Origin of the sequence: Bacillus sp. RC240, from assembly GCF_044907945.1 — a bacterium.
In the GTDB taxonomy this organism is placed as follows: Bacteria; Bacillota; Bacilli; order Bacillales; family Bacillaceae_G; genus Bacillus_A; species Bacillus_A mycoides.
This window is the reverse complement of sequence record NZ_JBIYCT010000005.1, coordinates 15,901-40,833: the sequence shown is the minus strand read 5'-3', so window position 1 is coordinate 40,833 and position 24,933 is coordinate 15,901. Positions and strand designations below refer to the sequence as shown.

25 protein-coding genes and 4 tRNA genes are annotated in these 24,933 nt (G+C 36.1%); 2 read left to right on the top strand and 27 right to left on the bottom strand.

Annotated features, from left to right (window positions below):
- The first annotated feature begins 130 nt into the window (after positions 1-130).
- Positions 131-1,948: an oligoendopeptidase F gene (pepF, locus tag ABH955_RS17600; protein WP_404491400.1), complete on the top strand. Its 1,818-nt coding sequence runs from the start codon at positions 131-133 to the stop codon at positions 1,946-1,948.
- A gap of 36 nt (positions 1,949-1,984) precedes the next feature.
- Here the strand turns inward: pepF and ABH955_RS17595 are convergent, their stop codons facing one another.
- The 24 genes from ABH955_RS17595 to ABH955_RS17480 all read right to left on the bottom strand — a co-directional run bounded on the left by ABH955_RS17595 (position 1,985) and on the right by ABH955_RS17480 (position 21,366).
- Entirely contained in the window at positions 1,985-2,863 is an 879-nt protein-coding gene (locus tag ABH955_RS17595) for a radical SAM/SPASM domain-containing protein (protein ID WP_002016446.1), read from the bottom strand.
- 180 nt (positions 2,864-3,043) lie between these two features.
- Positions 3,044-3,523 carry a 23S rRNA (pseudouridine(1915)-N(3))-methyltransferase RlmH gene (gene rlmH, locus ABH955_RS17590; protein WP_002130178.1) on the bottom strand — a complete coding sequence of 160 codons (480 nt, stop codon included), beginning with the start codon at positions 3,521-3,523 and terminating at the stop codon, positions 3,044-3,046.
- A 59-nt stretch (positions 3,524-3,582) separates the two neighbouring features.
- Positions 3,583-3,768, bottom strand: a complete 186-nt coding sequence (locus ABH955_RS17585) for a CxxH/CxxC protein (RefSeq protein WP_002035001.1) — start codon at positions 3,766-3,768, stop codon at positions 3,583-3,585.
- Between the two features lie 53 nt (positions 3,769-3,821).
- Positions 3,822-5,009, bottom strand: a complete 1,188-nt coding sequence (locus ABH955_RS17580) for a S1C family serine protease (protein ID WP_002191364.1) — start codon at positions 5,007-5,009, stop codon at positions 3,822-3,824.
- A 63-nt stretch (positions 5,010-5,072) separates the two neighbouring features.
- Positions 5,073-5,867, bottom strand: a complete 795-nt coding sequence (locus ABH955_RS17575; protein WP_002191365.1) for an MBL fold metallo-hydrolase — start codon at positions 5,865-5,867, stop codon at positions 5,073-5,075.
- Positions 5,851-6,687: a two-component system regulatory protein YycI gene (locus ABH955_RS17570; RefSeq protein WP_000383744.1), complete on the bottom strand. Its 837-nt coding sequence runs from the start codon at positions 6,685-6,687 to the stop codon at positions 5,851-5,853. The genes ABH955_RS17575 and ABH955_RS17570 overlap by 17 nt, the downstream gene beginning before the upstream one ends.
- Positions 6,668-8,011 carry a YycH family regulatory protein gene (locus tag ABH955_RS17565; protein WP_002191367.1) on the bottom strand — a complete coding sequence of 448 codons (1,344 nt, stop codon included), beginning with the start codon at positions 8,009-8,011 and terminating at the stop codon, positions 6,668-6,670. Before ABH955_RS17565 ends, ABH955_RS17570 begins: the two co-directional genes overlap by 20 nt.
- A complete protein-coding gene (walK, locus tag ABH955_RS17560; protein WP_002191368.1) occupies positions 8,008-9,843 on the bottom strand; it encodes a cell wall metabolism sensor histidine kinase WalK in 1,836 nt (611 codons plus the stop codon). The genes ABH955_RS17565 and walK overlap by 4 nt, the downstream gene beginning before the upstream one ends.
- Positions 9,844-9,846: 3 nt before the next feature.
- The gene (walR, locus tag ABH955_RS17555; protein ID WP_000971867.1) at positions 9,847-10,554 is read right to left on the bottom strand and encodes a cell wall metabolism DNA-binding response regulator WalR; all 708 of its coding nucleotides are present in this window, start codon (positions 10,552-10,554) and stop codon (positions 9,847-9,849) included.
- Between the two features lie 282 nt (positions 10,555-10,836).
- Positions 10,837-10,909, bottom strand: a tRNA-Phe gene (locus ABH955_RS17550).
- A gap of 41 nt (positions 10,910-10,950) precedes the next feature.
- Positions 10,951-11,026, bottom strand: a tRNA-Asp gene (locus ABH955_RS17545).
- Positions 11,027-11,047: 21 nt separating this feature from the next.
- Positions 11,048-11,119: transfer RNA gene (locus tag ABH955_RS17540), tRNA-Glu, on the bottom strand.
- Between the two features lie 13 nt (positions 11,120-11,132).
- Positions 11,133-11,208 (bottom strand) — tRNA-Lys (locus ABH955_RS17535).
- Between the two features lie 154 nt (positions 11,209-11,362).
- Positions 11,363-12,652 (bottom strand): adenylosuccinate synthase, encoded by a 1,290-nt coding sequence (locus ABH955_RS17530; RefSeq protein WP_002138921.1) that lies wholly within the window; start codon positions 12,650-12,652, stop codon positions 11,363-11,365.
- 215 nt (positions 12,653-12,867) lie between these two features.
- Positions 12,868-14,229: a replicative DNA helicase gene (gene dnaB, locus ABH955_RS17525; protein WP_002089943.1), complete on the bottom strand. Its 1,362-nt coding sequence runs from the start codon at positions 14,227-14,229 to the stop codon at positions 12,868-12,870.
- Between the two features lie 27 nt (positions 14,230-14,256).
- Positions 14,257-14,703 (bottom strand): 50S ribosomal protein L9, encoded by a 447-nt coding sequence (rplI, locus tag ABH955_RS17520; protein WP_016096416.1) that lies wholly within the window; start codon positions 14,701-14,703, stop codon positions 14,257-14,259.
- A complete protein-coding gene (locus ABH955_RS17515) occupies positions 14,700-16,673 on the bottom strand; it encodes a DHH family phosphoesterase (RefSeq protein ID WP_002068737.1) in 1,974 nt (657 codons plus the stop codon). The genes rplI and ABH955_RS17515 overlap by 4 nt, the downstream gene beginning before the upstream one ends.
- Before the next feature lie 78 nt (positions 16,674-16,751).
- Complete coding sequence (locus ABH955_RS17510; protein ID WP_002016461.1) at positions 16,752-17,687, bottom strand: YybS family protein; 936 nt, start codon at positions 17,685-17,687, stop codon at positions 16,752-16,754.
- A 79-nt stretch (positions 17,688-17,766) separates the two neighbouring features.
- Positions 17,767-18,000 (bottom strand): 30S ribosomal protein S18, encoded by a 234-nt coding sequence (gene rpsR, locus ABH955_RS17505; RefSeq protein ID WP_000918874.1) that lies wholly within the window; start codon positions 17,998-18,000, stop codon positions 17,767-17,769.
- A 44-nt stretch (positions 18,001-18,044) separates the two neighbouring features.
- Complete coding sequence (gene ssb / locus ABH955_RS17500) at positions 18,045-18,566, bottom strand: single-stranded DNA-binding protein (RefSeq protein WP_000981963.1); 522 nt, start codon at positions 18,564-18,566, stop codon at positions 18,045-18,047.
- A gap of 26 nt (positions 18,567-18,592) precedes the next feature.
- Complete coding sequence (gene rpsF, locus ABH955_RS17495) at positions 18,593-18,883, bottom strand: 30S ribosomal protein S6 (RefSeq protein WP_001233782.1); 291 nt, start codon at positions 18,881-18,883, stop codon at positions 18,593-18,595.
- A gap of 191 nt (positions 18,884-19,074) precedes the next feature.
- Positions 19,075-20,175 carry a redox-regulated ATPase YchF gene (ychF, locus tag ABH955_RS17490; protein WP_002089951.1) on the bottom strand — a complete coding sequence of 367 codons (1,101 nt, stop codon included), beginning with the start codon at positions 20,173-20,175 and terminating at the stop codon, positions 19,075-19,077.
- A 115-nt stretch (positions 20,176-20,290) separates the two neighbouring features.
- Positions 20,291-20,488 (bottom strand): DUF951 domain-containing protein, encoded by a 198-nt coding sequence (locus tag ABH955_RS17485; RefSeq protein ID WP_000436054.1) that lies wholly within the window; start codon positions 20,486-20,488, stop codon positions 20,291-20,293.
- Positions 20,489-20,508: 20 nt separating this feature from the next.
- On the bottom strand, positions 20,509-21,366 hold the full coding sequence (locus tag ABH955_RS17480) for a mechanosensitive ion channel family protein (RefSeq protein WP_002089952.1): 858 nt from the start codon (positions 21,364-21,366) through the stop codon (positions 20,509-20,511).
- Between the two features lie 260 nt (positions 21,367-21,626).
- Here ABH955_RS17480 and yyaC point away from each other — a divergent pair, with 260 nt between their 5' ends.
- Entirely contained in the window at positions 21,627-22,223 is a 597-nt protein-coding gene (gene yyaC, locus ABH955_RS17475) for a spore protease YyaC (protein WP_016096412.1), read from the top strand.
- Between the two features lie 20 nt (positions 22,224-22,243).
- On the opposite strand, the gene spo0J is transcribed toward yyaC, so the two are convergent.
- The 3 genes from spo0J to noc all read right to left on the bottom strand — a co-directional run bounded on the left by spo0J (position 22,244) and on the right by noc (position 24,908).
- Entirely contained in the window at positions 22,244-23,095 is an 852-nt protein-coding gene (gene spo0J / locus ABH955_RS17470) for a stage 0 sporulation protein Spo0J (protein ID WP_195743302.1), read from the bottom strand.
- The gene (gene soj, locus ABH955_RS17465) at positions 23,088-23,849 is read right to left on the bottom strand and encodes a sporulation initiation inhibitor protein Soj (protein WP_002016469.1); all 762 of its coding nucleotides are present in this window, start codon (positions 23,847-23,849) and stop codon (positions 23,088-23,090) included. The genes spo0J and soj overlap by 8 nt, the downstream gene beginning before the upstream one ends.
- A gap of 186 nt (positions 23,850-24,035) precedes the next feature.
- Entirely contained in the window at positions 24,036-24,908 is an 873-nt protein-coding gene (gene noc / locus ABH955_RS17460) for a nucleoid occlusion protein (protein WP_404442575.1), read from the bottom strand.
- Positions 24,909-24,933 lie beyond the last annotated feature (25 nt).

Genomic DNA, 24,933 nt, shown 5'->3' with positions numbered 1-24,933 from the left:
TTTAACTAGAAGGACAAGCATTTTTTATGCTTGTCCTTCTTTTTCATGTATAAAAATGTGAAATATTTTCATTTCACTGAATTTTCTAGTATCATGTTTTTAGATACTTATAATAAGGGGGATATAACAAATGAAAAATGTAATTGAGGAACGCCTTATTCGCGCGGAAGTCTCTACTGAATTGACATGGGACCTTTCTGATTTATACGAATCTGATAAAGAGTGGGAAACTGCATTACGTGTATTAACAGACGATATAAAAAAACTTGATGCATTTAAAGGACAATTACACACTAGCCCCGCTACCTTATTAAATTGCCTACTTTTAGAAGAAGAACTTTTAATGAAGTTAACAAAACTCGGCGCATATGCAAATTTAAAAGAATCCGCTGATCGTACAGATTCAGTTATTCAAGCGAACTCTTCCAAAATTTCCGCTCTAGGAACGAATGTACATACCGCACTATCCTTTATTCATAACGAAATTCTCTCATTTGAGGAGGGAATAATTGAAAAATATTTAACTGAGGAAATAAAACTTGAACCTTTCCGTAAATCATTACTAGAGATACTCAAAAAGAGGCAGCACACTCTCTCTCCTGAAACAGAAGAAGCTCTTGCTGCACTCGGCGAAGTTCATAGTTCACCCTACAAAATTTACGGCATGACTAAATTAGCCGATATGGATTTCCTTTCTATACAAGATGAACAGGGAAATGATTTGCCTGTATCGTTTGCATTATTCGAAAGCAAATATGAATTTTCTCCAAGCGCATATATACGTAAAAAAGCATATTCATCATTTGTTTCCACATTGAAACGATATAAAAATACAGTTGCAACAACATATGCTACTGAGGTAAAAAAACAAGTGGCGCTTTCTCGTTTGCGCAAGTACGAGTCCGTTACCCATATGCTTTTAGAGCCTCAAAAAGTTCCACTTGAAATGTATAACAACCAACTAGATATTATTTATAACGAATTAGCGCCTCATATGCGCCGTTTTGCAGATTTAAAAAAGAATGTATTAGGGCTTGATCAAATGCTTTTCTGTGACTTACATGCACCGTTAGATCCTGAATTTAATCCAACAATCACTTACGAAGAAGCTGGCAAACTCATTCAAGATTCTTTAAAAGTATTAGGAAATGAATATAGTTCCATTATCGAAAAGGGCTTCAAAGAAAGATGGGTAGACCTTGCAGATAACGTAGGAAAATCAACAGGTGCCTTCTGCTCTAGCCCATACGGTTCTCACCCTTATATTTTAATTACATGGCAGGGTACGATGCGCGGGTGTTTCACATTAGCTCATGAATTTGGACATGCTGGTCATTTTTATTTAGCAAATAAAAATCAGCGTATTATGAATGTGCGTCCATCTATGTACTTCGTTGAAGCTCCATCAACGATGAATGAATTACTATTAGCCCAGCATTTACTTGCGACTACTGAAGATAAGAGAATGCGCAGATGGGTTATTCTGCAACTACTCGGCACATATTACCACAACTTCGTTACCCATCTACTTGAGGGAGAATATCAAAGAAGAGTATACGCTCTAGCAGAAGAAGGGCAAGCACTCACAGCTACAACTTTAACTGAAATAAAAACGAAGGTCCTTTCGACATTCTGGGGAGATTCCGTAGAAATTGATGAAGGCGCCGGTTTAACATGGATGCGTCAACCTCACTATTATATGGGCTTATATTCTTACACATATTCTGCGGGACTAACTGCTTCTACCGCTGTAGCTCAAATGATTAAAGAAGAGGGACAACCTGCTGTTGATCGCTGGCTTGATGTACTCCGTGCAGGCGGTACAATGAAACCACTTGAATTAATGAAACACGCTGGAGTAGACATGTCAAAACCAGATACAATCCGTAAAGCTGTTTCTTACGTAGGTTCCTTAATTGATGAATTAGAACGTTCTTATCAAGAATAAAAATAAGCCCTCGCTTTATGAGGGCTTATTCTATATTTACTTTCCAAATCTTTTGCGGTATCCGCACTTTCTACATAGTTCTTCTACTGCAACCCTTTTCGAAAATCCATCTACAATATTGTTCGCTCTTTCGCCTTCAATAATATTAGAGAATGAATCATTATTAATATTTCCAAGATTAATAATTCCCTCACCATCTAGACAACAAGGAATAACAGTTCCGTTCGCTAAGATTCCAGCCTGATTTCGAAGACCATGACAGAATCCTTTTCCATCATCCTCTTCTTCATGCAATGCCGGCCACTGGAATTCATAGTCTTGATTAATAAAGACACGTTCCGCAATTTTTATACCTTTTCCCGGTGTAAGCTTCTCTTCAATTTGATAAGATAGATCAAACTCATTTTCAATTATAGATAATAAATCCCTATTTTTTTGGATTTCAGCATTTGTTTTATTATCCTGAGTTAAATTCCATAATCTTAGTGAAACGATTAAGTCCGATTGACTTGTTGCCTCTCTAATGAAAGAAAGTATACTCCTTACATAGCCCTCTTTATCTTGCGAACCTGGGTGTCCATCAAAACTGTGCAGTGAAAAATTCATTTGTCTTAACGCAGGCTTATTTAACAGTCTATGCCTTCTCTTATTAATTAACGTTCCGTTCGTTGTAATATTAACTTTAAACCCTTTTTCATGGCTTAAATCTAATAGTTGATCTATTTTCGGATGGAGCAACGGCTCACCCTTCACGTGCAAATAAATGTAGTCTGTGTGAGGTTTAATTTGGTCTAATCTTTTAGCAAAATCCTCTACAGAAATGAATTGCTTCTGCCTTTCCGTCGGCGGACAAAAGCTGCACGCGAGATTACATACACTCGTAATCTCCAAGTAAAACTTCTTAAACTTCTTCACCTTTAATTCCTCACTTCTATGACTACTTATACTTTTTCCCTCTTCATATTACAGCATATTTTTTTAGAAATAGAAACATACTTATTTTAGGAAATCTACATACCATCTATTAATGTTTAAAAGACCATCGGTGATTTTTGTCCAATGGTCTTTTTTACTCTTTATATACAAATGAAAAATTTATTTATGATACGGTTCACCACGATTAATCCGAAACGCTCTATACACCTGCTCAAGCAATACTAATCGCATTAATTGATGTGGTAATGTCATCTTTGAGAAAGAAAGAGATTCGTTTGAACGCTTCATTACTTCCGAACTAAGCCCCAGTGATCCGCCAATTACAAATGTGATCTTGCTCTTTCCATATGTAGCAAGGCGATCTATACTTACCGCAAATTCTTCTGATGATTTTTGCTTTCCTTCTATTGCTAATGCAATGACGTGCGTATCATCAGAAATTTTATCTAGTATACGAATACCTTCTTTTTCTTTTACAATTAACATTTCTGCTGCACTTAAATTTTCTGGTGCCTTTTCATCTGGCAATTCAATTACTTCTACTTTTGCGTAAGAAGATAATCGTTTTAAATATTCTGCTATACCTTGTTTTAAGTACTTTTCTTTTAATTTCCCAATTGAAATAATCGAGATATTCACATTTATTCCCCACCTTACAAACACGTTATCCACAGGACTTATCCACATATCCACAAATGTTACCCACATATTGTGTGAGAATCTGTGTTCGATACAACATATGTCGCCTCATTTTGACAAAATTCACATGTTTTTTTCTCTTCTTTAGAGTTATCCACATTGTTAATAACCGGTGCGACTTCACACTCATCCACAATGATATCTAATGCTAATTCAACATGTTCTAAACAACAAGGTAAATTCATATTCTTCACCTCACTTTTCTACAATAGAAAACAGGAGGTAGGCCCTCCTGTTTTTAATACTTTTGAATGCCTAATTTCACCGTTGTTGTCGCTCGTTTTGTACCACGATAAAACGTAAGAGTCATTTTATCATTAATTTTTTTATTATATAAGGCCGTGCGGAACCCAATAATATCGTGCACCGCTTTTCCATCTACCGCCACAATAACATCATGTTCTCTAAGACCCGCATCCGTACCTGGCGAAGGACTTTTCACATCTAAAATGCAGACTCCTTCTTTTACGTTATCTGGTAATCGTAACGTTTTTGACCAATAGTAACTCGGAATCTCGTTTAAAGACCTTAGTTCAATCCCAACGTAAGGTCTTTTTACTTTACCGTACTTTTCTAGTTCATTCATAATAGGAACAGCTCTCGTAACTGGAATAGCTAGTCCAATTCCTTCTACTTCTTTTGCTGCAATTTTCATTGAGTTAATACCTATTAATTGTCCCGCTACATTTACAAGCGCTCCACCACTATTACCTGGATTAATTGCCGCATCTGTTTGCAATACTTCTACTTGCCAATCGTAATGTCCATCTTGATTTAAATCTACAGGAACAATACGCTCATTAGCCGAAATAATACCTTGTGTGACAGTTCCGGAAAATTGTAGCCCAAGTGGATTTCCAATCGCAATAACTGGTTCTCCTCTACGAACGGTATTAGAATCGCCAATTTCAATCACTTTCTTCACATACTTCGCATCTATTTCTAGTACCGCTAAATCAGTGACTACATCGGTTCCTAATACTTTACCTGGAATTTTCTTACCGTCACTTAAGCTCACTTCAATACGATTCGCCCCAGCAACAACGTGGTTATTCGTTACAATATACGCATGTCCATCTGTTTTCTTATAAATCACACCAGATCCTGTACCAGCTTCCGAATCAGCCTCTGAAAAATCGTCTCGTTGAATATTAATAACACCAACAACAGCCTCTGAAGCACGATCAACAGCGTCTACAAAGCTAATCTGTTTAACAGGAACATTTCCACTTTGAGCTTCAGCCATATTTTTTTCACTCGCTTCAACTTGCGGAAGCTTACCTTCATCATTTGAAAATAAAGGCGCTCCAAATGCAAATAATGAAGCCCCTACAATTGTTCCCGCTATACTAGAAATAACAATACCTTTATGTTTCTTTTTCCCTGCACGTTTAATACGATATTTTTCTTCATCAATAAAGGACATATTTGTTCACCTATCTTCCTGAAAACAACTATATTCACCTTTATTGTTTACTAAAATGAAGAATTATACGTATTGAATTTTCGTAGGCATTTTTGGATCTGTATCATGTATTTCAAAGGATTCTCCAACCCCAAAACCTTTTTCTTCTAATACTTGTGATACAGACATACGCGCTAATTCTTTCATGTTATTATCTAAGCTTAAATGCGCTAAATAAATGTGTTTTGTATCGTCTGTAATAACATCCGCCATCGCTAATGCAGCATCCTCATTACAAACGTGACCTACATCACTTAATATGCGTCGTTTAATGCTCCATGGATAACGTCCCATACGAAGCATTTCCACATCATGATTGCTTTCAAACACGAAAGCATTCGCTCCCTTAATAACACCTTTCATACGGTCACTTACGTAGCCCGTATCTGTAATAAGAGCTAACTTTCTATTATTGTTATGAAAAGCATAAAACATCGGTTCTGCCGCATCGTGAGAAACACCAAATGATTCAACTTCAATATCTCCAAATGTTTTCACGTCTCCTACTGAGAAAATGAATTTTTGATCAGTTGGGATATTACCTATTAAATGTTCCATTGCATTCCATGTTTTCTCGTTCGCATAAACAGGTAAATCATATTTACGCGCCAATACACCTAATCCTTTAATGTGGTCACTATGCTCATGCGTTACAAGAATACCTGATATGTCATTTATATTCAGTTCAGCTTGCTTAAATAAGGCCTCTGTAGCTTTACCACTTAAACCTGCATCGACGAGCAATTTTTTTTCATCTGTTCCTACATATAGCATATTCCCTGTACTTCCACTTGCAAGTACACTAAAGTGCATACTCATTCTTTCTCACTCCATTATGTTCTTCCGGCACTTGAGTTTCCCCTAATTCCATAACTTGTCCTTCAATTGCATTCACAAAATAGTCCTTTTTCTGCTCTGTCTTTAAGTTCCACGTTGGAGCAAGCACTTGTATATTAGAAGAAGATTCAGCTAGAGTCGCATATCCAATCTGCGCCTCTTTCACGTGCGTATTTTCTGCAATTTTATTTTTTACATATATATTTTCTAAAGCTGTTTGAGCAGTGATAATTTCTTGTTCTTTCGTTTTTTCACTTTCGCCCATTTCCTTCAAATCCGTTAACATTGTTTGTGTATACGAAACAAGCTCATTTTTTTCATTCAAATCTACAACAATCATTGCATGATTGTTGTAGAAAATCGGCTTATCCTTATACTTTTGAAAGAAATAAATTTTTGAATCTTTCATTGCCCCAAACTCGTATTTCTGCCCATCAAGCACGTAGTTTTTTAAGAAATCATTATACTTGTCCTTTGATAACGATTTTGCATTTAAAAATGGTTCTTTCAACTTACTTTCTATCTTATATTCTTCTTGCAGATGCACTGTTTGATTTTTTAAAGACTGCACATCTTCTTCCTTAAAGCTTTTATTTTTCGCCATAATAAACGACTCTTTTTTCGGCTCTTTAGGAAAACTTCCCATAGTAATTTTAGACTCTTTTAATTGTTGATCAATTTTTGTTTCTGTCACAAGTTCCAATTGATTACTATCTTGCTTTTGAATGAACTGAAAGATAAGAAAGAGATCTAAAACAAAAAAGGTCACAATAAATATGGTTTTAATTCGATCCCAATCCATTTAGTCCCCCCTCACTCCATTCAAATATTTTTTGCTTACCATTTTCTTCACATTTTACATACCATATTGGCTTTAAAATAATGTTTTTTCCTTCGTTAATGGAATCTTCCAATGATAACTTATAACCAATTCCAACATCCTGAATTGAATTTTTATCAATTTGCGGATTATTCTCTAATGATGTCATCACTGTACGACCCGATGCGAGAGAAGTTGTTAGTTGTTTTCTAGGTAATTTGAAACTTGGATCAAAAAAGGATCTTTCATACTGCATGATTTCACCTGAACCCCATGCTTGCTTTAATTCCGCCATTCCATCGCTATTAAATACAGGCAACCCATCCTCATAAAAACGGAAGGACGTTTTCCCCTTATTAATATAATCAAAACGATAGAGCTTTAACGCACCACTATGCCCACTTACAAAGTCAAAACTTTTTTGTAAAAGTGCTGCATTATCCATAGATTCATCACTATGTACAGCGGAGTTTTTATATTTCAACATTGCATTTGACTGATCAATTTCCATAGAACGTATACCATCTGTAAATGTTTTCTTTGATTTCTCAGAAATAGGGCTTAAATAACGTGGATCACTAAATAATGCATTTTTAAATGTATCCTCATCTAACCTAGCTCCAAAATACTCTACCTCACTTAATTCCGTAATTCCATCTGGTAAGTAAAGTTTTTTTCTATCACTTATTTGATATTCAAAATACGGTCTCGCTACTGTTATAAGTTGATTTTGAGCATTTATAACATCCTTTACGTAAACACCACTCAATTTTGCTTCATATATTTTACGATAAGGATAAGTATCATAGGAAACAAAACTAATTTTAATTTCTTGGTCCTTACTTCGAGAAGGGTCAATTATAATACGATTGAAACTCCTATTACCTTCTATGTTTTTATCTTTAAAATTAAACATACTTTTAATCGTACCCAGTGGAATGTTTGTAGGAAAAACAAATTCAATTTTTTCTTCTCCATGTACATACGAAAGAAAATCACCTTTAGGAACTGTCCCTGTTATTTCCTTTAAATCATGTAACTCTCCATTTTCAAGAATTCTATAAATTAAATCCACATTACTCTTGTTTTCACTCACATAATGATTTTTCTCTTTATGAACGATTACAGAGGATGGGCGAACAACCTCCGAAAGTTTTATTGGATTTATCTCTTCATTACCTTGAACAAATTTTGCATTTTGTATCGAGGTAGAATCAGGAACATATGTCCATAAGTTAAAAGTAAGAAATAGGCTAATAACAACTAAATTAATTAAAACTATTGTTTTAAAGTTTTCCATACTCATTCCCAATCGTCCTCTTCATCAGTTGCCATTGGCAGTGTGAAATAAATAGTTGTTCCTTTTCCTTCCTCACTTTTCGCCCAAATTGAGCCGCCGTGTGCCTCAATCATTTCTTTCGCAATGGCTAATCCAAGACCTGTACCACCCATTTGTCTCGAACGCGCTTTATCTACACGGTAAAAACGTTCAAATATTTTATCTACATTTTCCTTCGGGATACCCATTCCTTGATCACTCACACTAATTTCTAATAACTCACCACGGTCACGCAGGCGATATGTTACTGTGCCACCTTCTGGCGAATATTTTAATGCATTGGAAATAATGTTATATAAAACTTGTGTAATTTTGTCTGTATCCATATCAATAAATCGAGATTTTTTAGAGAAAGATCGTTTGAAGCTTACATTTTGCTCTTTAGACATTTCAAAACGATCGATAACGTTATTAAAGAAATCAGTAAAGTCGACCCATTCCTTCATTAAGCGATGTTCTGTACTATCTAGTTTAGATAGTTGTAACAACGCATTTACAAGTCTAATCATTCTTTCTGTTTCTTCTTGTGTAACCGTTAAAAATTGCGGTGCGATATTCGGATCTTGCCATGCCCCATCCGTAAGTGCTTCTAAGTAACTGCGCATCGTTGTTAACGGTGTTCTTAGCTCATGAGATACGTTCGCAACAAACTCACGACGCTCTCGCTCTATACGCTCCTGCTCCGTTACATCATATAATACAGCAATTAAACCATTTGCCTTCCCTGTTTCTTTTTGAATGACAGAGAAACTAGCACGTAAAATATATGGTTCATTCCTCGTACTAAAATCTAATAAAACTGAATCAGGTTCTTCATATAAATGATCCAGCGTAAATTCTTCTTGTATCCCTAACACTTCTAAGACAGATTGATCTAATGCCGTTTCACGCGAAACATTTAACATTTTTTCCGCAGGATCATTTAATAAAATGATGTCACCTTTTCGATCAGTAGCAATTACTCCATCTGTCATATGTGATAAAACAGATGATAGTTTGCGCCTTTCACTCTCTGTTGAAGAGCGGGCTTGTTGTAATTTTTTTGATAAATTATTGAAAGATAATGCTAGTTGTCCAATTTCATCATGGCTATGCACTTTTACTTTTCTCGAATAATTTCCTTTTGCCATTTCAATTGCTTGTCTCCGCATATCTGAAATTGGTCTTGTAATTGTTTGAGCCAACAAAATCCCAAGTACAGCTGTTACTAGTAAAGCAATTACTGTCCCCGTCGCGAAAATTTGGTTTATATCTTTCATTTGTTTATACACATCTTCCATAGATGCAACAATACGAATGACGCCAAGTACCTCTCCTTCTTGCTCTTTTAGAATAGGAGTAATCATCACTTGAACCCGATGACCTGTTTTCACGTCTTTCTCAACCTTTGACTCTGGTTTTTTTTGTACCATTACCCGTTGTACAGCTGTGTCTGCTGACGTTCGTCCTACTTTATTTTGCTTAGACGCGTCTGAAATTGCCATTAATTTTTTAGTAGAATCAATTACACTTATTTCTTGAATATCTTTCTTACGATCCGATGCAAGTTTTTGAATCGAATCATTAATAGCTTTATCTACTGATTCTGCTTTAGGACGCTCTTTTACAAACTCTTGCTTCAGGTTATAAGAAAGTAAATTTGTTTGCTGCGTTAAGGAATCTTGAAAACCTTTTACAAGGCTTTTTTCTAATTCCCTAACGAAATATACACCAATTACTTGCATTGCTATTAATATTAACAGCATATATATGAGCACAAATTTTAAATGAATAGATTGAAAAAAACCAACTTTCTTCATATACTATTCCTGTTCTGGGTCACGCAAGTAATACCCTACCCCACGTCTAGTTACAATTAAAGTAGGATGACTTGGATTATCTTCAATTTTTTCGCGTAAACGACGTACTGTTACGTCTACTGTACGTACATCTCCAAAATAATCATAACCCCAAACTGTTTGTAATAAATGTTCACGAGTCATAACTTGACCTAAATGCTTTGCTAAATAATGTAGTAATTCAAATTCACGATGTGTAAGCTCAATGCTTTCTTCACGCTTCGTTACACTATAAGCGTTCGAATTGATAACGATTGGTCCAATAACCATTTCGGTATTTTCTTCTTTCTCTGCAGCACCACCCTGCTGATGGCGACGTAAATTTGCTTTCACACGAGCAAGTAACTCCCTCGTACTAAATGGCTTCGTTACATAATCATCTGCCCCAAGCTCAAGCCCTAATACTTTATCAATTTCAGAGTCTTTTGCTGTAAGCATAATAATTGGCATTTCTGAGCTTTTACGTATTTCACGACATACCTCTAAACCGTCTTTTCCCGGTAACATAATATCTAATAAAACCATATCTGGCTGTTCTTCATTTGCTTTTTCAATCGCTTCATCACCATCATGCGCCATTACAATTTCAAAACCTTCTTTTTCTAGGTTGAACTTCAAAATATCCGCAATTGGCTTCTCATCATCAACTACTAAAATTTTCTTTCCCATCATCGTCTATTTCCTCCTTATAAAAATATGATCAATAATCCTCAAACATATTGGTGTTTCTATAGTATGTTCCTATATGACAACAATCTTAGTCTAAGTATTTCTCCTCTATTCTCATAGACTCATGTATCATCCACTTTTACACGGAATCCTATACGATCTATAGAAAAACCTCTAGCTTCAACTGCTAGAGGCTCCTCATTCTATTGTAAAATAACTACCCACATTTGTAAAACTGGACAAAATAAAAAGGATATTAAGTGGGCCCACTTAATATCCTGAGAGTGGCTCGGGACGGAATCGAACCGCCGACACGAGGATTTTCAGTCCTCTGCTCTACCGACTGAGCTACCGAGCCAAAACTATATATAAAACCACTAATGGTGGTATAAACAAAAGTGGCGGTCCCGACCGGGGTCGAACCGGCGATCTCCTGCGTGACAGGCAGGCATGTTAACCACTACACCACGGGACCAAAAATGAACATAAAAAAACATGACCCGTACGGGATTCGAACCCGTGTTACCGCCGTGAAAGGGCGGTGTCTTAACCACTTGACCAACGGGCCACGAAAAATAAAATGGTGAGCCATGAAGGATTCGAACCTTCGACCCTCTGATTAAAAGTCAGATGCTCTACCAACTGAGCTAATGGCTCATACTCACCAACGTCATATTTTCGTGACGACAAGACATATCATAACATGCTATCTTTCATTTTTGCAATACCTTTTTTTATTTTTTTATAAAAAATAAGAAAAAACTCATAAAAATATGAGTTTTTTCTTAAAAAAATCAATTTTTTATATCAATTAAGCTTCGTATACATTACGAACGATATTTGTTTGATTACGATCTGGTCCAACCGAGAACATAGATAATTGGATTCCTGTTAATTCAGAAACACGCTCTACGTATTTTCTTGCATTTTCAGGAAGTTCATCCAATGATTTCATAGCAGTAACATCTTCTGTCCAACCTGGAAGCTCTTCATATACAGGCTCACATTTCGCTAAAATGTTTAAGTTAGCTGGAACTTCATCGATAACTTCGCCATTGTATTTGTAAGCAACACAAATTTTAAGAGTTGGGATACCTGTTAATACATCGATAGAGTTTAATGATAAGTCTGTTAAACCACTAACGCGACGTGCATGTCTTACAACAACGCTATCGAACCAACCTACACGGCGTGGACGACCAGTTGTTGTTCCGTATTCACGACCAACTTCACGAATTTGATGACCGATTTCATCATTAAGTTCCGTAGGGAATGGACCATCACCTACACGGCTTGTATATGCTTTACATACACCTACAACGCGAGTAACTTTCGCAGGACCAACTCCAGTTCCAACTGTTACACCACCAGCAATTGGGTTAGAAGATGTAACGAATGGATACGTACCGTGGTCGATATCAAGCATAACACCTTGTGCACCTTCAAATAATACACGATGATTGTTATCTAGTGCATCATTTAATACGACAGATGTATCGCATACATACTGTGCGATTTGTTGTCCGTATTCGAAGTACTCTTCAAAGATTTCTTCTACGCTGAAACCTTCTGTATCGTACATTTTTTCAAATAAACGATTTTTTTCCACTAAATTGCGCTCAAGCTTCTCTTTAAATGCTTCACGGTCTAAAAGATCAGCCATACGGATACCAATACGAGCAGCTTTATCCATATATGCAGGACCGATACCTTTTTTGGTTGTACCGATCTTGTTATCACCTTTACTCGCTTCTTCTAACTCATCTTGTTTTAAGTGATAAGGTAAAATAACGTGCGCACGGTTACTTACACGTAAATTATCAGTACTTACACCACGATCGTGTAAGTATTTTAACTCTTCAAGTAATGCTTTCGGATCTACTACTAAGCCGTTTCCGATTACACAAATTTTCTCTTTATAGAAAATACCAGATGGAATTAAGTGTAATTTATATTTAACTCCGCCGAAAACAATTGTATGTCCCGCGTTATTTCCACCTTGATATCTTGCAACTACTTCCGCATGCTCAGAAAGAAAATCAGTGATTTTACCTTTTCCTTCGTCGCCCCATTGTGTTCCTACAACTACTACTGAAGACATTATTAAAGCACCTCCGCAATTTTCAAACGATCTATTCAAACAATATAATTGTACCAAAACAGAAAGAGAAGTCAACCAAAAAGCGAACATTTTTTTATAGAAAAACGTTTTCGTTCGTAAGAATTACATATTCACCTTATGAAAGCCCTATCTTTCATATAAAAAAAAAGAAACACATCTTATTATAAGAAATGCGTTTCTTTTTTATACTGCCTTTATGCGTGCGGTGCATGTCCATCCTCAAAGCGGCGTTCTAAGTTGACGAATTTATTAAATTCCTTAACAAACGCAAGCTCTACTGAACCTACCGGACCATTACGTTGTTTTGCAATGATAATTTCAATTGTATTTTTATTTTCTGTTTCACGATCATAGTAATCTTCACGATATAGGAAGGCTACAATGTCAGCATCCTGCTCGATACTTCCTGATTCACGAATGTCAGACATCATCGGACGTTTATCTTGACGAGATTCTACACCACGAGATAACTGCGACAAGGCGATAACAGGTACTTGCAATTCACGTGCAATCCCTTTTAATGTACGAGAAATCTCAGATACTTCCTGCTGACGGTTTTCTCCTGATTTCCCACTTCCTTGAATAAGCTGTAAATAGTCAATCAAAACCATCCCAAGACCTTGTTCTTGCTTTAATCTACGACATTTTGCTCGAATCTCATTTACTTTAATCCCTGGTGTATCATCAATATATATACCAGCATTAGAAAGGCTACCCATCGCCATTGTTAATTTCGCCCAATCATCAGAAGTTAATGAACCGGTACGAAGTCTTTGCGCATCAATATTTCCTTCCGCACAAAGCATACGCATAACAAGCTGATCAGAGCCCATCTCCAAACTAAAAATCGCTACATTTTCATCAGTTTTCGTCGCTACGTTTTGTGCGATATTTAATGAAAATGCAGTTTTCCCTACCGATGGACGCGCCGCCACGATGATTAAATCATTTCGCTGAAAACCTGCGGTCATCTTATCTAATTCAGTAAATCCAGTTGGTATCCCGGTAACTTCACCCTTTTGATTATGCAAAAGTTCAATTTTATCATAAGCATCTACAAGAACATCTTTAATGTTTTGGAATGCTTTTGCATTTGTTTGGTGAGATACTTCTAATATTTTTTTCTCAGCCTCATTTAAAAGGCCATCCACATCATCTTCTCGCTCGTATCCATCCGATACAATATGAGTCGCCGTTCGAATTAAACGACGTAAAAGTGCCTTTTCAGCGATGATGCGTGCATAATATTCTACGTTAGCAGCTGTTGGAACAACTTCTGCTAACTCTGCTAGATAAGAAACCCCACCAACTTCTTCTAGTAATCCTTGATCAGCCATCGCTGATGTCATTATTACTAAGTCGATTGGTTCTCCCTTATCAGACAACCCAAGCATGACTTCAAAAATCTTTTGATGTTTCGTTCGATAGAACGAGTCAGGTAGCAACAGCTCTGATGCTGACGTTAATGCATCTTGATCAATCAATATAGCCCCTAAAACCGCCTGCTCTGCTTCTATATTATGCGGAGGGGTACGATCAGCCATTACATCACTCATGCGCAATCCTCCTTGCTTAATTTATTTTTATTGTTCACTAACATGAACTTTTACTGTTGCTGTTACTTGCGGATGCAATTTCACAGTGACGTTTGTATAACCTAATGCACGGATTGCATCATCCATTTCAAATTTACGTTTATCAAGTTTAATCTTGTGTGACTTTTGCATTACATCTACAATTTGTTTACTCGTGATAGAACCAAATAAGCGGCCACCTTCTCCAGATTTCGCCTTTACTTCTACAGTTAATTTCTCTAATGTTTCTTTCAGCTCTTTTGCATTCTCAACTTCTGCTGCTGCATCTTTTTCCTCTTTGCGCTTTTGAGCATCTAAAGTTTTCATACTGCTGTTTGTCGCTTCGGCAGCTAACCCCTGTTTTAGTAAGAAATTATTTGCATAACCGTCTGGTACGTTTTTTATTTCTCCTTTTTTACCTTTACCTTTTACGTCTTTTAGAAAAATTACTTTCATGATTGTGTGCCTCCCTGTAAATAGTCATCAATAACAAATCGAAGCTTCTCCTCCGCTTCATCTACTGTAACATTTTTCATTTGTGTGGCTGCATTTGTTAAGTGCCCGCCACCTCCTAAATTCTCCATAATTAGCTGTACATTCAATTCACCTAAAGATCTACCACTAATTCCAATGAAATTTTCTCCACGTTTTGCAATAACAAACGATGCAATGATACCTGTCATTGTCAATAATGTGTCTGCTGATTGTGCAATAAGTACTTGGTCATAATATTCATCACCATCAACTTTAGCAATCGCAATTCCATTTTTATAAATGTACGCATTTTTAATGGCTTTTGCAACTCGTAAATACTGACCCATATCTTCTTTTAAAAGTTCTTGTACAAGTACAGTGTCTGCGCCATGCGAGCGTAAATAAGAAGCGGCATCAAATGTACGAGCGCCTGTACGGAATGTAAAACTTTTCGTATCAACAATAATACCAGCTAACAATGCCGTTGCTTCTAACATTGTCATCTTTAAATTTTTCGGTTGATACTCAAGTAATTCTGTAACAAGCTCTGCCGTTGAAGAAGCGTATGGCTCCATATAAACAAGTAATGGATCTTCAATGAAATCTTCCCCGCGGCGATGATGGTCAATAACTACTACATTTTCAATCTTGTGTAACAGTTTTTCCTCCATCACCATTGAAGGTTTATGCGTGTCAACAACAACAAGTAATGAATCATCGTTTGCAAATTCCATCGCTTGCCCTGGTGAAATAAAATGTGACCATAACTCTTCATTTTGTTTCACTTTGTCCATCAAACGTTTGATTCCTTTATCAGAATCATTTTCATCTAATACAATATATCCTTTGCGCTCATTTAATTGAGCTACCTTTAAAATACCAATCGCTGCACCAATCGCATCCATATCAGGAGCTCTATGCCCCATTATAATGACATTACTGCTTTCTAATACTAAATCCTTTAATGCATGTGAAATAACTCTAGCACGTACACGAGTACGCTTTTCGACCGGATTCGTCTTGCCACCGTAAAACTTAACTTTACCCGTCGCTTGTTTTATAGCTACTTGGTCTCCTCCTCGTCCTAATGCAAGGTCTAAACCAGATTGAGCCATCGCTCCAAGCTCCGATAAAGGTAAATCACCCGAGCCAACACCAACACTTAGCGTAAGTGGTATATTCCTTTTTGATGTTTCTTCACGCACTTGATCCAAAATACTAAATTTCCCTTTCTCCATTTGTGCTAAAATACTTTCATTTAGTACAACGAAGAATCTTTCTGAAGATGCACGTTTCAAATATGCACCATACTTAACAGCCCATTCATTTAGACGTGACGTCACAAGACTTGTTATATTCGTGCGTAATTGATCATCTAACCCTTGTGTAACTTCATCATAATTATCTAAATAAATAACAGCTAAAACGGTGCGCTGATCCTCATACATTTTTTCAATCTCTGTTTGCTCAGTTACATCAAAAAAATAAATTAGTTTTTCTTCTTTCCTTACAAACACACGGAACTTTCGACTATTTAAAGATACTATATCGTCAGAAGTCTCTCCTTTAATAAAAAGGAGTAATGTTTCTGATACATCGTACAGATGCCACCCAGCTAATGCGTGTTGCCCCAAACATGAAGACAAGTAAGGATTTGCCCAATCAATCCCATACTCCTTATTGTATAACAATATACCGATTGGCATCTGGTTGAATGCTTCGTTACTCACTTTTTTTACCCTAGTAATCATATCTGTCGTATACTTTTCAAAATTCCTTTGAAAGTTAAGTTCAAATCGTATAACTAAAAAGAAAACGATGCTAAAAATAAAAAAGGCAGCTATCCCCATAATTAAGTGAAAATAACAGAGAATCGAGATTAGCACCAACACAAAAAATGCCAATACGTAAACAGGATATAAAAACCACTGTTTCTTATAAAATTCAGGCATGTATACAACTCCTATAAAGTAAAACTAACTCACTTTCCAGTTAGTTAAACAAATTAAAATAGTGTAAGGAATATTATTTTATTCCCCTATTTTAGAACGCAATGAAATCCCTAAATCAATTATACCTAAGATTGTCACAAGAGGAAACATCATCGGAATAAACATGCAGACAATAAAACTAATAATAGGAACACCTTTAGTAAATCCTTTTCTATGTGCTAAAAAGGCGATAAATGTCAGACCTTGCAGTACGAGCAATAGTGCAAAGATTACATATAGGTTAGAAAATACCATATGTAAATATGATGTTGGTTCTACCTTTATAAAAGTTGCTAACAGAATAAATATGACGTAATACCAAATAATACTCTTTGGCAATTGTATGTCTTTAAATTTAGGCCAAAGTGTTACTTCATGCTTTAACTTTTTCAAAACACTACCTGATATCATAACCGTAATCCAAGAAAGACACACAGAAACCATTACAAGTATACTCGGGAGTATCGTTTGTAATATATCATTCATTTGTGCGAATAAATCTTTTTGTTTCTTACTAACCTGCATACCAGCAGCATTTGCTATCTTTTCACTTTGTACTACACTTTCACTAAACATATTTTGCATTTTCTGTATTAAATCTATGTTGAAAAATTTTATACTCACAACATAAATGAGCATAATACCGATTAAGTATGCAAGTGTCCCTGCTATCAAAATTTCCAACGGCTTTCTTTGTTTTTTATACATGTATCCTAAAACAATACCCGTACACCCAAACATAATTGTCTTTACTAGACCTATTGGTTGACCCACAATAACAGCAATGAAAAATGCTGCTGTAAAAATCACAAAGGCATTAGGTACACCATATTTTATCGTTAACAATATAAATGGTAACGGCAATACAAATGTTACAACTGTACCCAAAATCGGAACATACATAGATATGAGCAATAACATTGCATATACAGCCAATAACGCTGCGCCTTCGGTAATAAACCTTGCTTGTTTCACATTTTAACCTCTCTTTCAAAAAGAAAAGCATAGCAAAATGCACAGTAGAGTCCGACTCTACTGTGCATTTCATACGCTATTATTCACCAACATATGGTAAAAGTGCCATTTGACGAGCACGTTTAATTGCAACTGTAAGTTTGCGTTGGTATTTCGCGCTTGTTCCTGTTACACGACGAGGTAAAATTTTACCGCGCTCAGAAACGAAACGTTTTAATAAATCAACATCTTTATAGTCAATGCGAGTGATGCCGTTAGATGTGAAGAAACACACCTTACGACGCTTCGCACGTCCACCTTTGCGTCCTGCCATGTCTATTCCCTCCATTCTTTGTTAAAAATAGCCGATTCACACCATTAAAATGGTAAATCGTCGTCCGAAATGTCAATCGGTTGACCAACATTCGAAAATGGGTCGTCATTCTTCGTAAATCCAGAGTTACCTTGATTACCTTGGTTACCTGAATTACTAGATTGACCAAATGGGTTAGAGCTTTGGTTACCGAAACCAGCTCCTGATGGTTGCTGATTGAATGAACCACGTTGCTCCCCACCGCCATTACGCGGCTCTAAAAATTGTACGCTCTCCGCAAGAACTTCTGTTACATATACACGTTTACCATCTTGTCCATCGTAATTACGAGTTTGAAGACGTCCGTCTACGCCTGCTAAGCTACCTTTTTTCAAATAATTTGCCACGTTTTCTGCTTGTTTACGCCATATTACACAATTAATAAAGTCAGCTTCACGCTCACCTTGTTGATTCGCAAATGCGCGATTCACAGCTAACGTAAAAGTAGCTACTGCAACACCATTGGGCGTGTAACGTAAGTCAGGGTCCTTAGTTAAACGACCAACGAGGATAACACGATTCATCAATCGAACCACTCTCCCTTATATATCAATTATTTTTCTTCTTCTTTAACAACGATATGACGAAGGATATCTTCGTTGATCTTAGCTAAACGGTCGAATTCGTTAATCGCCTCTGAGTTAGAGTTCACGTTTAAGATCATGTAGAAACCTTCACGTAAGTCGTTGATTTCGTAAGCTAAACGACGCTTACCCCACTCTTTTGTGTTAATGATTTCTGCACCATTGTTTGTTAAAACACCTGCAAAACGTTCAACTAAAGCTTTTTGAGCTTCTTCTTCAACGCCAGGACGAATGATGTACATAATTTCGTACTTTCTCATTACACTTTCACCTCCTTTTGGTCTAAACGGCCCATAATGGGCAAGGAGCAATTAATTTATAGTAATTACTCACGAGTTTAGATTATATCATAGTAAGTTATATGAATCAACTCACCAATACGTAAAAAACTTGGCAAACACATAATATATTTGCCAAGTTCATATCTTTATTTTTCCTAGGAAATATTAAATTAAACGTTAAAGCGGAAGTGCATAACATCTCCGTCTTTTACGATATACTCTTTTCCTTCTAAACGTACTTTACCAGCTTCTTTTGCAGCTGTCATAGAACCGTTTGTCATTAAATCATCATAAGAAACTGTTTCTGCGCGAATAAATCCACGCTCAAAGTCTGTATGAATTACACCAGCACATTGTGGTGCTTTCATACCTTGTTTAAACGTCCATGCACGTACTTCTTGCACACCAGCTGTGAAGTAAGTAGCAAGTCCTAATAAATCATATGCAGCACGAATTAATTGATCTAAACCAGATTCTTCAATGCCTAGTTCTTCAAGGAATACTTTTTTCTCTTCCTCGTCTAGCTCAGCGATTTCTTCTTCGATTTTTGCACATACAACGATTACTTGAGAATTTTCATTTGCTGCAAATTCTTTTACCATTTGTACATATTTATTGTCAGAAGGATCCATAATATCATCTTCACTTACGTTTGCTACGTATAGCATTTCTTTCGTTGTAAGTAAATGAAGGCCTTTAACAATCTTCATTTGCTCTTCTGTAAATTCAACAGTACGAGCTGGTTTTCCCTCTTCAAAAGCTTCTTTTAAACGAACTAAAATTTCATGCTCATATACAGCTTCTTTATCTTTTTGTCTTGCTAACTTCGCAACTCGTTCGATACGCTTATCAACAGATTCCAAATCCGCTAAGATTAGTTCTAAGTTAATTGTTTCAATGTCATCAATTGGATCTACTTTTCCTGAAACGTGCGTAATATTTTCATCTTCAAAACAACGAACAACTTGGCAAATTGCATCTACTTGACGAATGTGAGATAAGAATTTATTTCCTAACCCTTCACCTTTACTCGCACCTTTTACGATACCTGCAATATCAGTAAATTCAAATACAGTCGGAACAGTTTTTTTCGGTTCTACTAATTCCGTTAATTTATTTAGACGCTCATCTGGTACTTCTACAATCCCTACGTTTGGATCGATTGTACAGAATGGATAGTTCGCAGATTCTGCTCCTGCTTGTGTAATTGCATTAAATAAAGTGGACTTACCTACGTTAGGTAATCCAACAATCCCAGCCGTTAATCCCATATTTTTCACTCCTATGTCTCAATCTTTCATCATTATAGATAGTAACGAAAAAAATGACAAGTTTCCACCAAATGAAAAAAAGCAACGGCTGTCTACTGCAGCTGTTGCTTTTTCACTATTCTTCGTGCTTCACAAGTATTTTTTTCACCTTGCGATCAAACTCTCTTCGAGGAATCATTACCGAATGGTCACACCCCTCGCACTTAACGCGGATATCCATTCCCATACGAATAATCTTCCAGCGATTTTCACCACATGGATGGGCTTTCTTCATTTCCACAACATCGTACAAGTTATATTGCTTTTGCTCCATTCTCTAAATCCCTCCCACTATTAAATTGCTTTTTCACTAACTAATTCTTCGCGACTATATAAAACCATACGTGGGTATGGAATTTCAATACCATGTAAATCAAGACGATTTTTAATCTCTTTGCGAAGAGCCCTCGCAATAACTGCATGCTGCATCGGCTCAACTTCAGCAATAACACGTAATACAACTTCAGACGCTGCCAATGTTTGAACACCTAGCAATTGAGGTGTTGTTACCATTTTCTCATATTTTTCTGGTAGTTCCACTAATAAATCTTCAATAACTTGCTCCGCTCGTACTATATCACTTTCATAAGAAATAGATACATCAACAAATGCTACACTATTACTAACGGAAAAGTTCGTTACTTGTACAATACTACCATTTGGTATTATATGAATTTCACCTGTCCAGCTTTTCATCTTCGTTGTACGTAGTCCAATTTCCAAAACAGTTCCTTCAAATTGACCTATTCTTACATAATCACCTACTGAAAATTGATCCTCTAACAAAATAAATAATCCTGTAATAACATCTTTAACTAAACTTTGTGCACCAAAACCGACTGCTAAACCAATTACCCCAGCACCGGCTAATAGACCTGATGCATTAATATCAAACACACCTAAAATCGCAATTAACATAATGAACATAACAACGTATGCCACAATATTTTCAAGCAACTTCGCTACCGTAACTGTACGACGTTCTGAAATTTGAATCGGCGAACGGCTTCCCATACGAAACGCATTTCGTACAATTGCCCTTGCAACTCGCACAACGATTGCACCAAGTATTAAAATAACGATTATTTTTAGTGACTTCACACCTATATTCGTCCAATCAATGGACTCAAACCATTTCAACGCTAAATCCATGTCCCTCTACCTCTCTGGCTAGAATTTCTTTTTAGTTATCCTTATTATTGTATCAGAACTCTCTCTGATTTCTGAAAAAAATTTATGACTTTAATTCCATTTGTTAACTTCCATTCAGGTATAAAATGAAACGAATATATATATACTAGTACTATTATTTCCGTTTTCATTCACAGTTTGTAAAAAGTATGCACTTATAATTTTCCATTTCACACACCATATAACATATTGTGAAAATTTATTAAAAGGATGGGTGCTTCATGAATATTAGAAGTTTTCGCTTACCTTTTTTTGAAAAAGAAACTCAAAATGTTATGCATCATGACTTAGAAGCCTCTGAGACAATCAGTAATTTCTTACTTTCCCATATTCCCATTAAGACTAATATGCCACTCATTCTCATTTGTATCGGAACAGACCGTTCCACCGGTGATGCACTTGGTCCATTAGTTGGTACTAAACTAGAACAAATTGAAATCAAAAACCTTCAAGTATTCGGCACACTAGACGAACCAATACATGCACTAAATTTAGAAGAGAAAATTCAGAATATACAGAAAGAAAATCCTACTTCATTTATTATTGCTGTTGATGCATGTTTAGGGAAATCTCAAAGTATCGGTTCTATAACTACTGGAAAGGGCCCTAGTAAACCTGGAGCTGCGATGAATAAGAAATTACCTGAAATTGGTGATTTGCATATACATGGCATCGTAAATTTAAATGGTTTCATGGAGTTTTTCGTACTTCAAAATACAAGACTAAGTTTAGTCATGAAGATGGCTGATGTAATTGCACAAAGTATAAAAGAAACAGACCAAAAATTATCTGCATTAAAAAAAGCAAACCATCTATAAACAATAAGATGGTTTGCTTTTTAATTTTCCTTTGATAATAATTCTAAAATTCGATTTAAATCTTCTTTATTAAAAAATTCGATTTCGATTTTACCTTTTTCTTTTTTCGTTTCTTTGATTTTTACATCCGTACCAAACTTTTCTCTTAAAAACGTTTCACGCTCTACAAAAAATATATTTCTTTCTTTTTTCACTTGTTGTGTTTCACGTGAAACACGTTGATTAATTTCCTGGACAATTTGTTCCAATTGGCGAACATTCAGTCCTTCTTTTTCAATTCGCTTCAATAAAGATTTCAACTGTTCTTCATCTTTTATTGTAAGTAAAGTTCTTCCATGAGCCATTGAAAGCTCACCGTTTGCAATCATATCTTGAACGAATGAAGGGAGGCTTAACAAACGAGTATAATTTGCGATATAAGGTCTGCTTTTACCAAGACGTTTTGCTAATTGTTCTTGTGTTACATTTAGCTCGCTCATTAACATCTGATATGCCATTGCCTCTTCCATAGGATTTAAATCTTCTCGTTGTAAGTTTTCAAGCAAAGCAAATTCCATCATTTGCTGCTCATTTAATTGCCTTACAACAGCAGGCACTTTCTCAAGTCCGGCCTCTTTAGCAGCACGATATCTTCTTTCACCTGCAACTATTTCATATCCTTTAATACTCTTTCGAGCAATTAACGGTTGCAATATACCGTGCTCTTTAATAGAAGCCGCTAATTCCTGAATCGCTTCTTTATTGAAATGTTTACGTGGTTGATATGGATTCGGCCTTAATTCAGTTACTATAATCTCCTGAATCGTTTCTTCTTCTTTCACATCTAAATCTGGAAAAAACACGTTGATTCCTCTTCCTAATCCCTTAGCCACCTGCAATCACTTCCTCTGCTAAATCTAAATATACTTCTGCTCCTCTTGATTTAGCGTCATACTGCATAATTGGTTTTCCATGACTTGGTGCCTCACTTAAGCGAACATTACGAGGAATAATCGAACGATATACTTTATCCCTAAAGTATTTTTTCACTTCATCTATAACTTGAATTCCTAAATTTGTACGAGCATCCAACATCGTTAACAATACACCTTGAATTGCTAAATTTTTATTTAAATGCTTTTGCACAAGTCGAACTGTATTTAATAGCTGACTTAACCCTTCCAGCGCGTAATATTCACACTGTACAGGAATAATAACAGAATCTGCTGCTGTTAATGCATTAATCGTTAATAACCCTAATGATGGGGGACAGTCAATAATAATATACTCATATTCATCACGAATTGGCTGTAACGCTCTTTGCAAGCGTACTTCCCGGGAAATGGTTGGTACCAATTCAATTTCAGCACCAGCCAATTGAATTGTAGCGGGTAGAACATCTAAGTTTTCAGTTGCGGTTTTCCGTATGGCACCTTGAACATCTGCATCTTCTACAAGAACATTATAAATACATTGATCTAATTCAGACTTTTCAATCCCTACACCAGTCGTTGCATTTCCTTGAGCATCAATATCTACGAGAAGTACTTTTTTTCCTACTTGTGCCAATCCAGCCCCTAAATTAACGGATGTTGTTGTTTTTCCAACACCGCCTTTTTGATTAGCAATAGCAATGATTTTTCCCATGATGTCACCTACTTTCAACCTTTCTTTCTTATTCTAGAAACAATTACGTTTATTGTAACATGAAATAAAAGTTTTTCTTTTACGTCCTTATTAAACTTCAAAATTTATTTCTAAACTCCTTCTTGCTTTAACAAGAAAATATAGTAAAAGAGACCTCTCCAATAGGATAAGGTCTCTAGCACGTGATTATTTTTTCTTCGGAATTTTAATCGTAATTTGATAGTATTCATCAAACTCTTCTTCCGCAGAATTAACATTCAAACCACTATTAGCAACCATTTGTAATGATTGTCTAATTGTGTTCATAGCAATTCTCGCATCTCGACTTACTGCTTTTTGCTTCGCTTTGCGCTTTGGTTTTACTTCTTCTAGTAACTTTGCAATTCGTTCTTCTGTTTGCTTTACATTCAATTGCTTCTCCACAATCTCTTGTAAAACCTTCAGTTGTAATTCCTTATTTTTCAAAGGAATTAGGGCGCGAGCATGCCGTTCTGTAATACTTTTTTCTAATAATGCACTTTTGATTTCTTCAGGCAATTTTAATAATCGCAATTTATTTGCGACTGTCGATTGTCCTTTTCCAAGTCGTTGTGCCAATGCTTCTTGTGTTAAATTATGTAACTCAATCAGCTTTTGATATGCCACAGCTTCCTCAATTGCTGTTAATTCCTCACGTTGCAAATTTTCAATTAACGCTACAGAAGCTGTCTCAGTATCATTTAAATTCTTTATTATTGCAGGAACTTTTTCCCACCCTAACTTTGTTGCTGCGCGGAAACGCCTTTCCCCGGCAATAATCTCGTACTTATCATCCTCATACTGTCTCACAACAATCGGCTGGATAAGCCCATGTGTACGAATCGTTAATGCTAGCTCCTCAATACGTGCATCGTCAAAAACTGTTCGTGGTTGATAACGGTTAGGGGTAATGTTTACTATCGGAATTTCCTGTATTTCTTCATATACCTTTTTAGCTATTTCTTCATGGCTTTCGTCTTGTAATTCGAATTCGCTCTCTTTATCTCCAAAGCCAAATAAACGAGAAAACGTATTTTTCATACATATTCCACCACCTTTTAGGCCT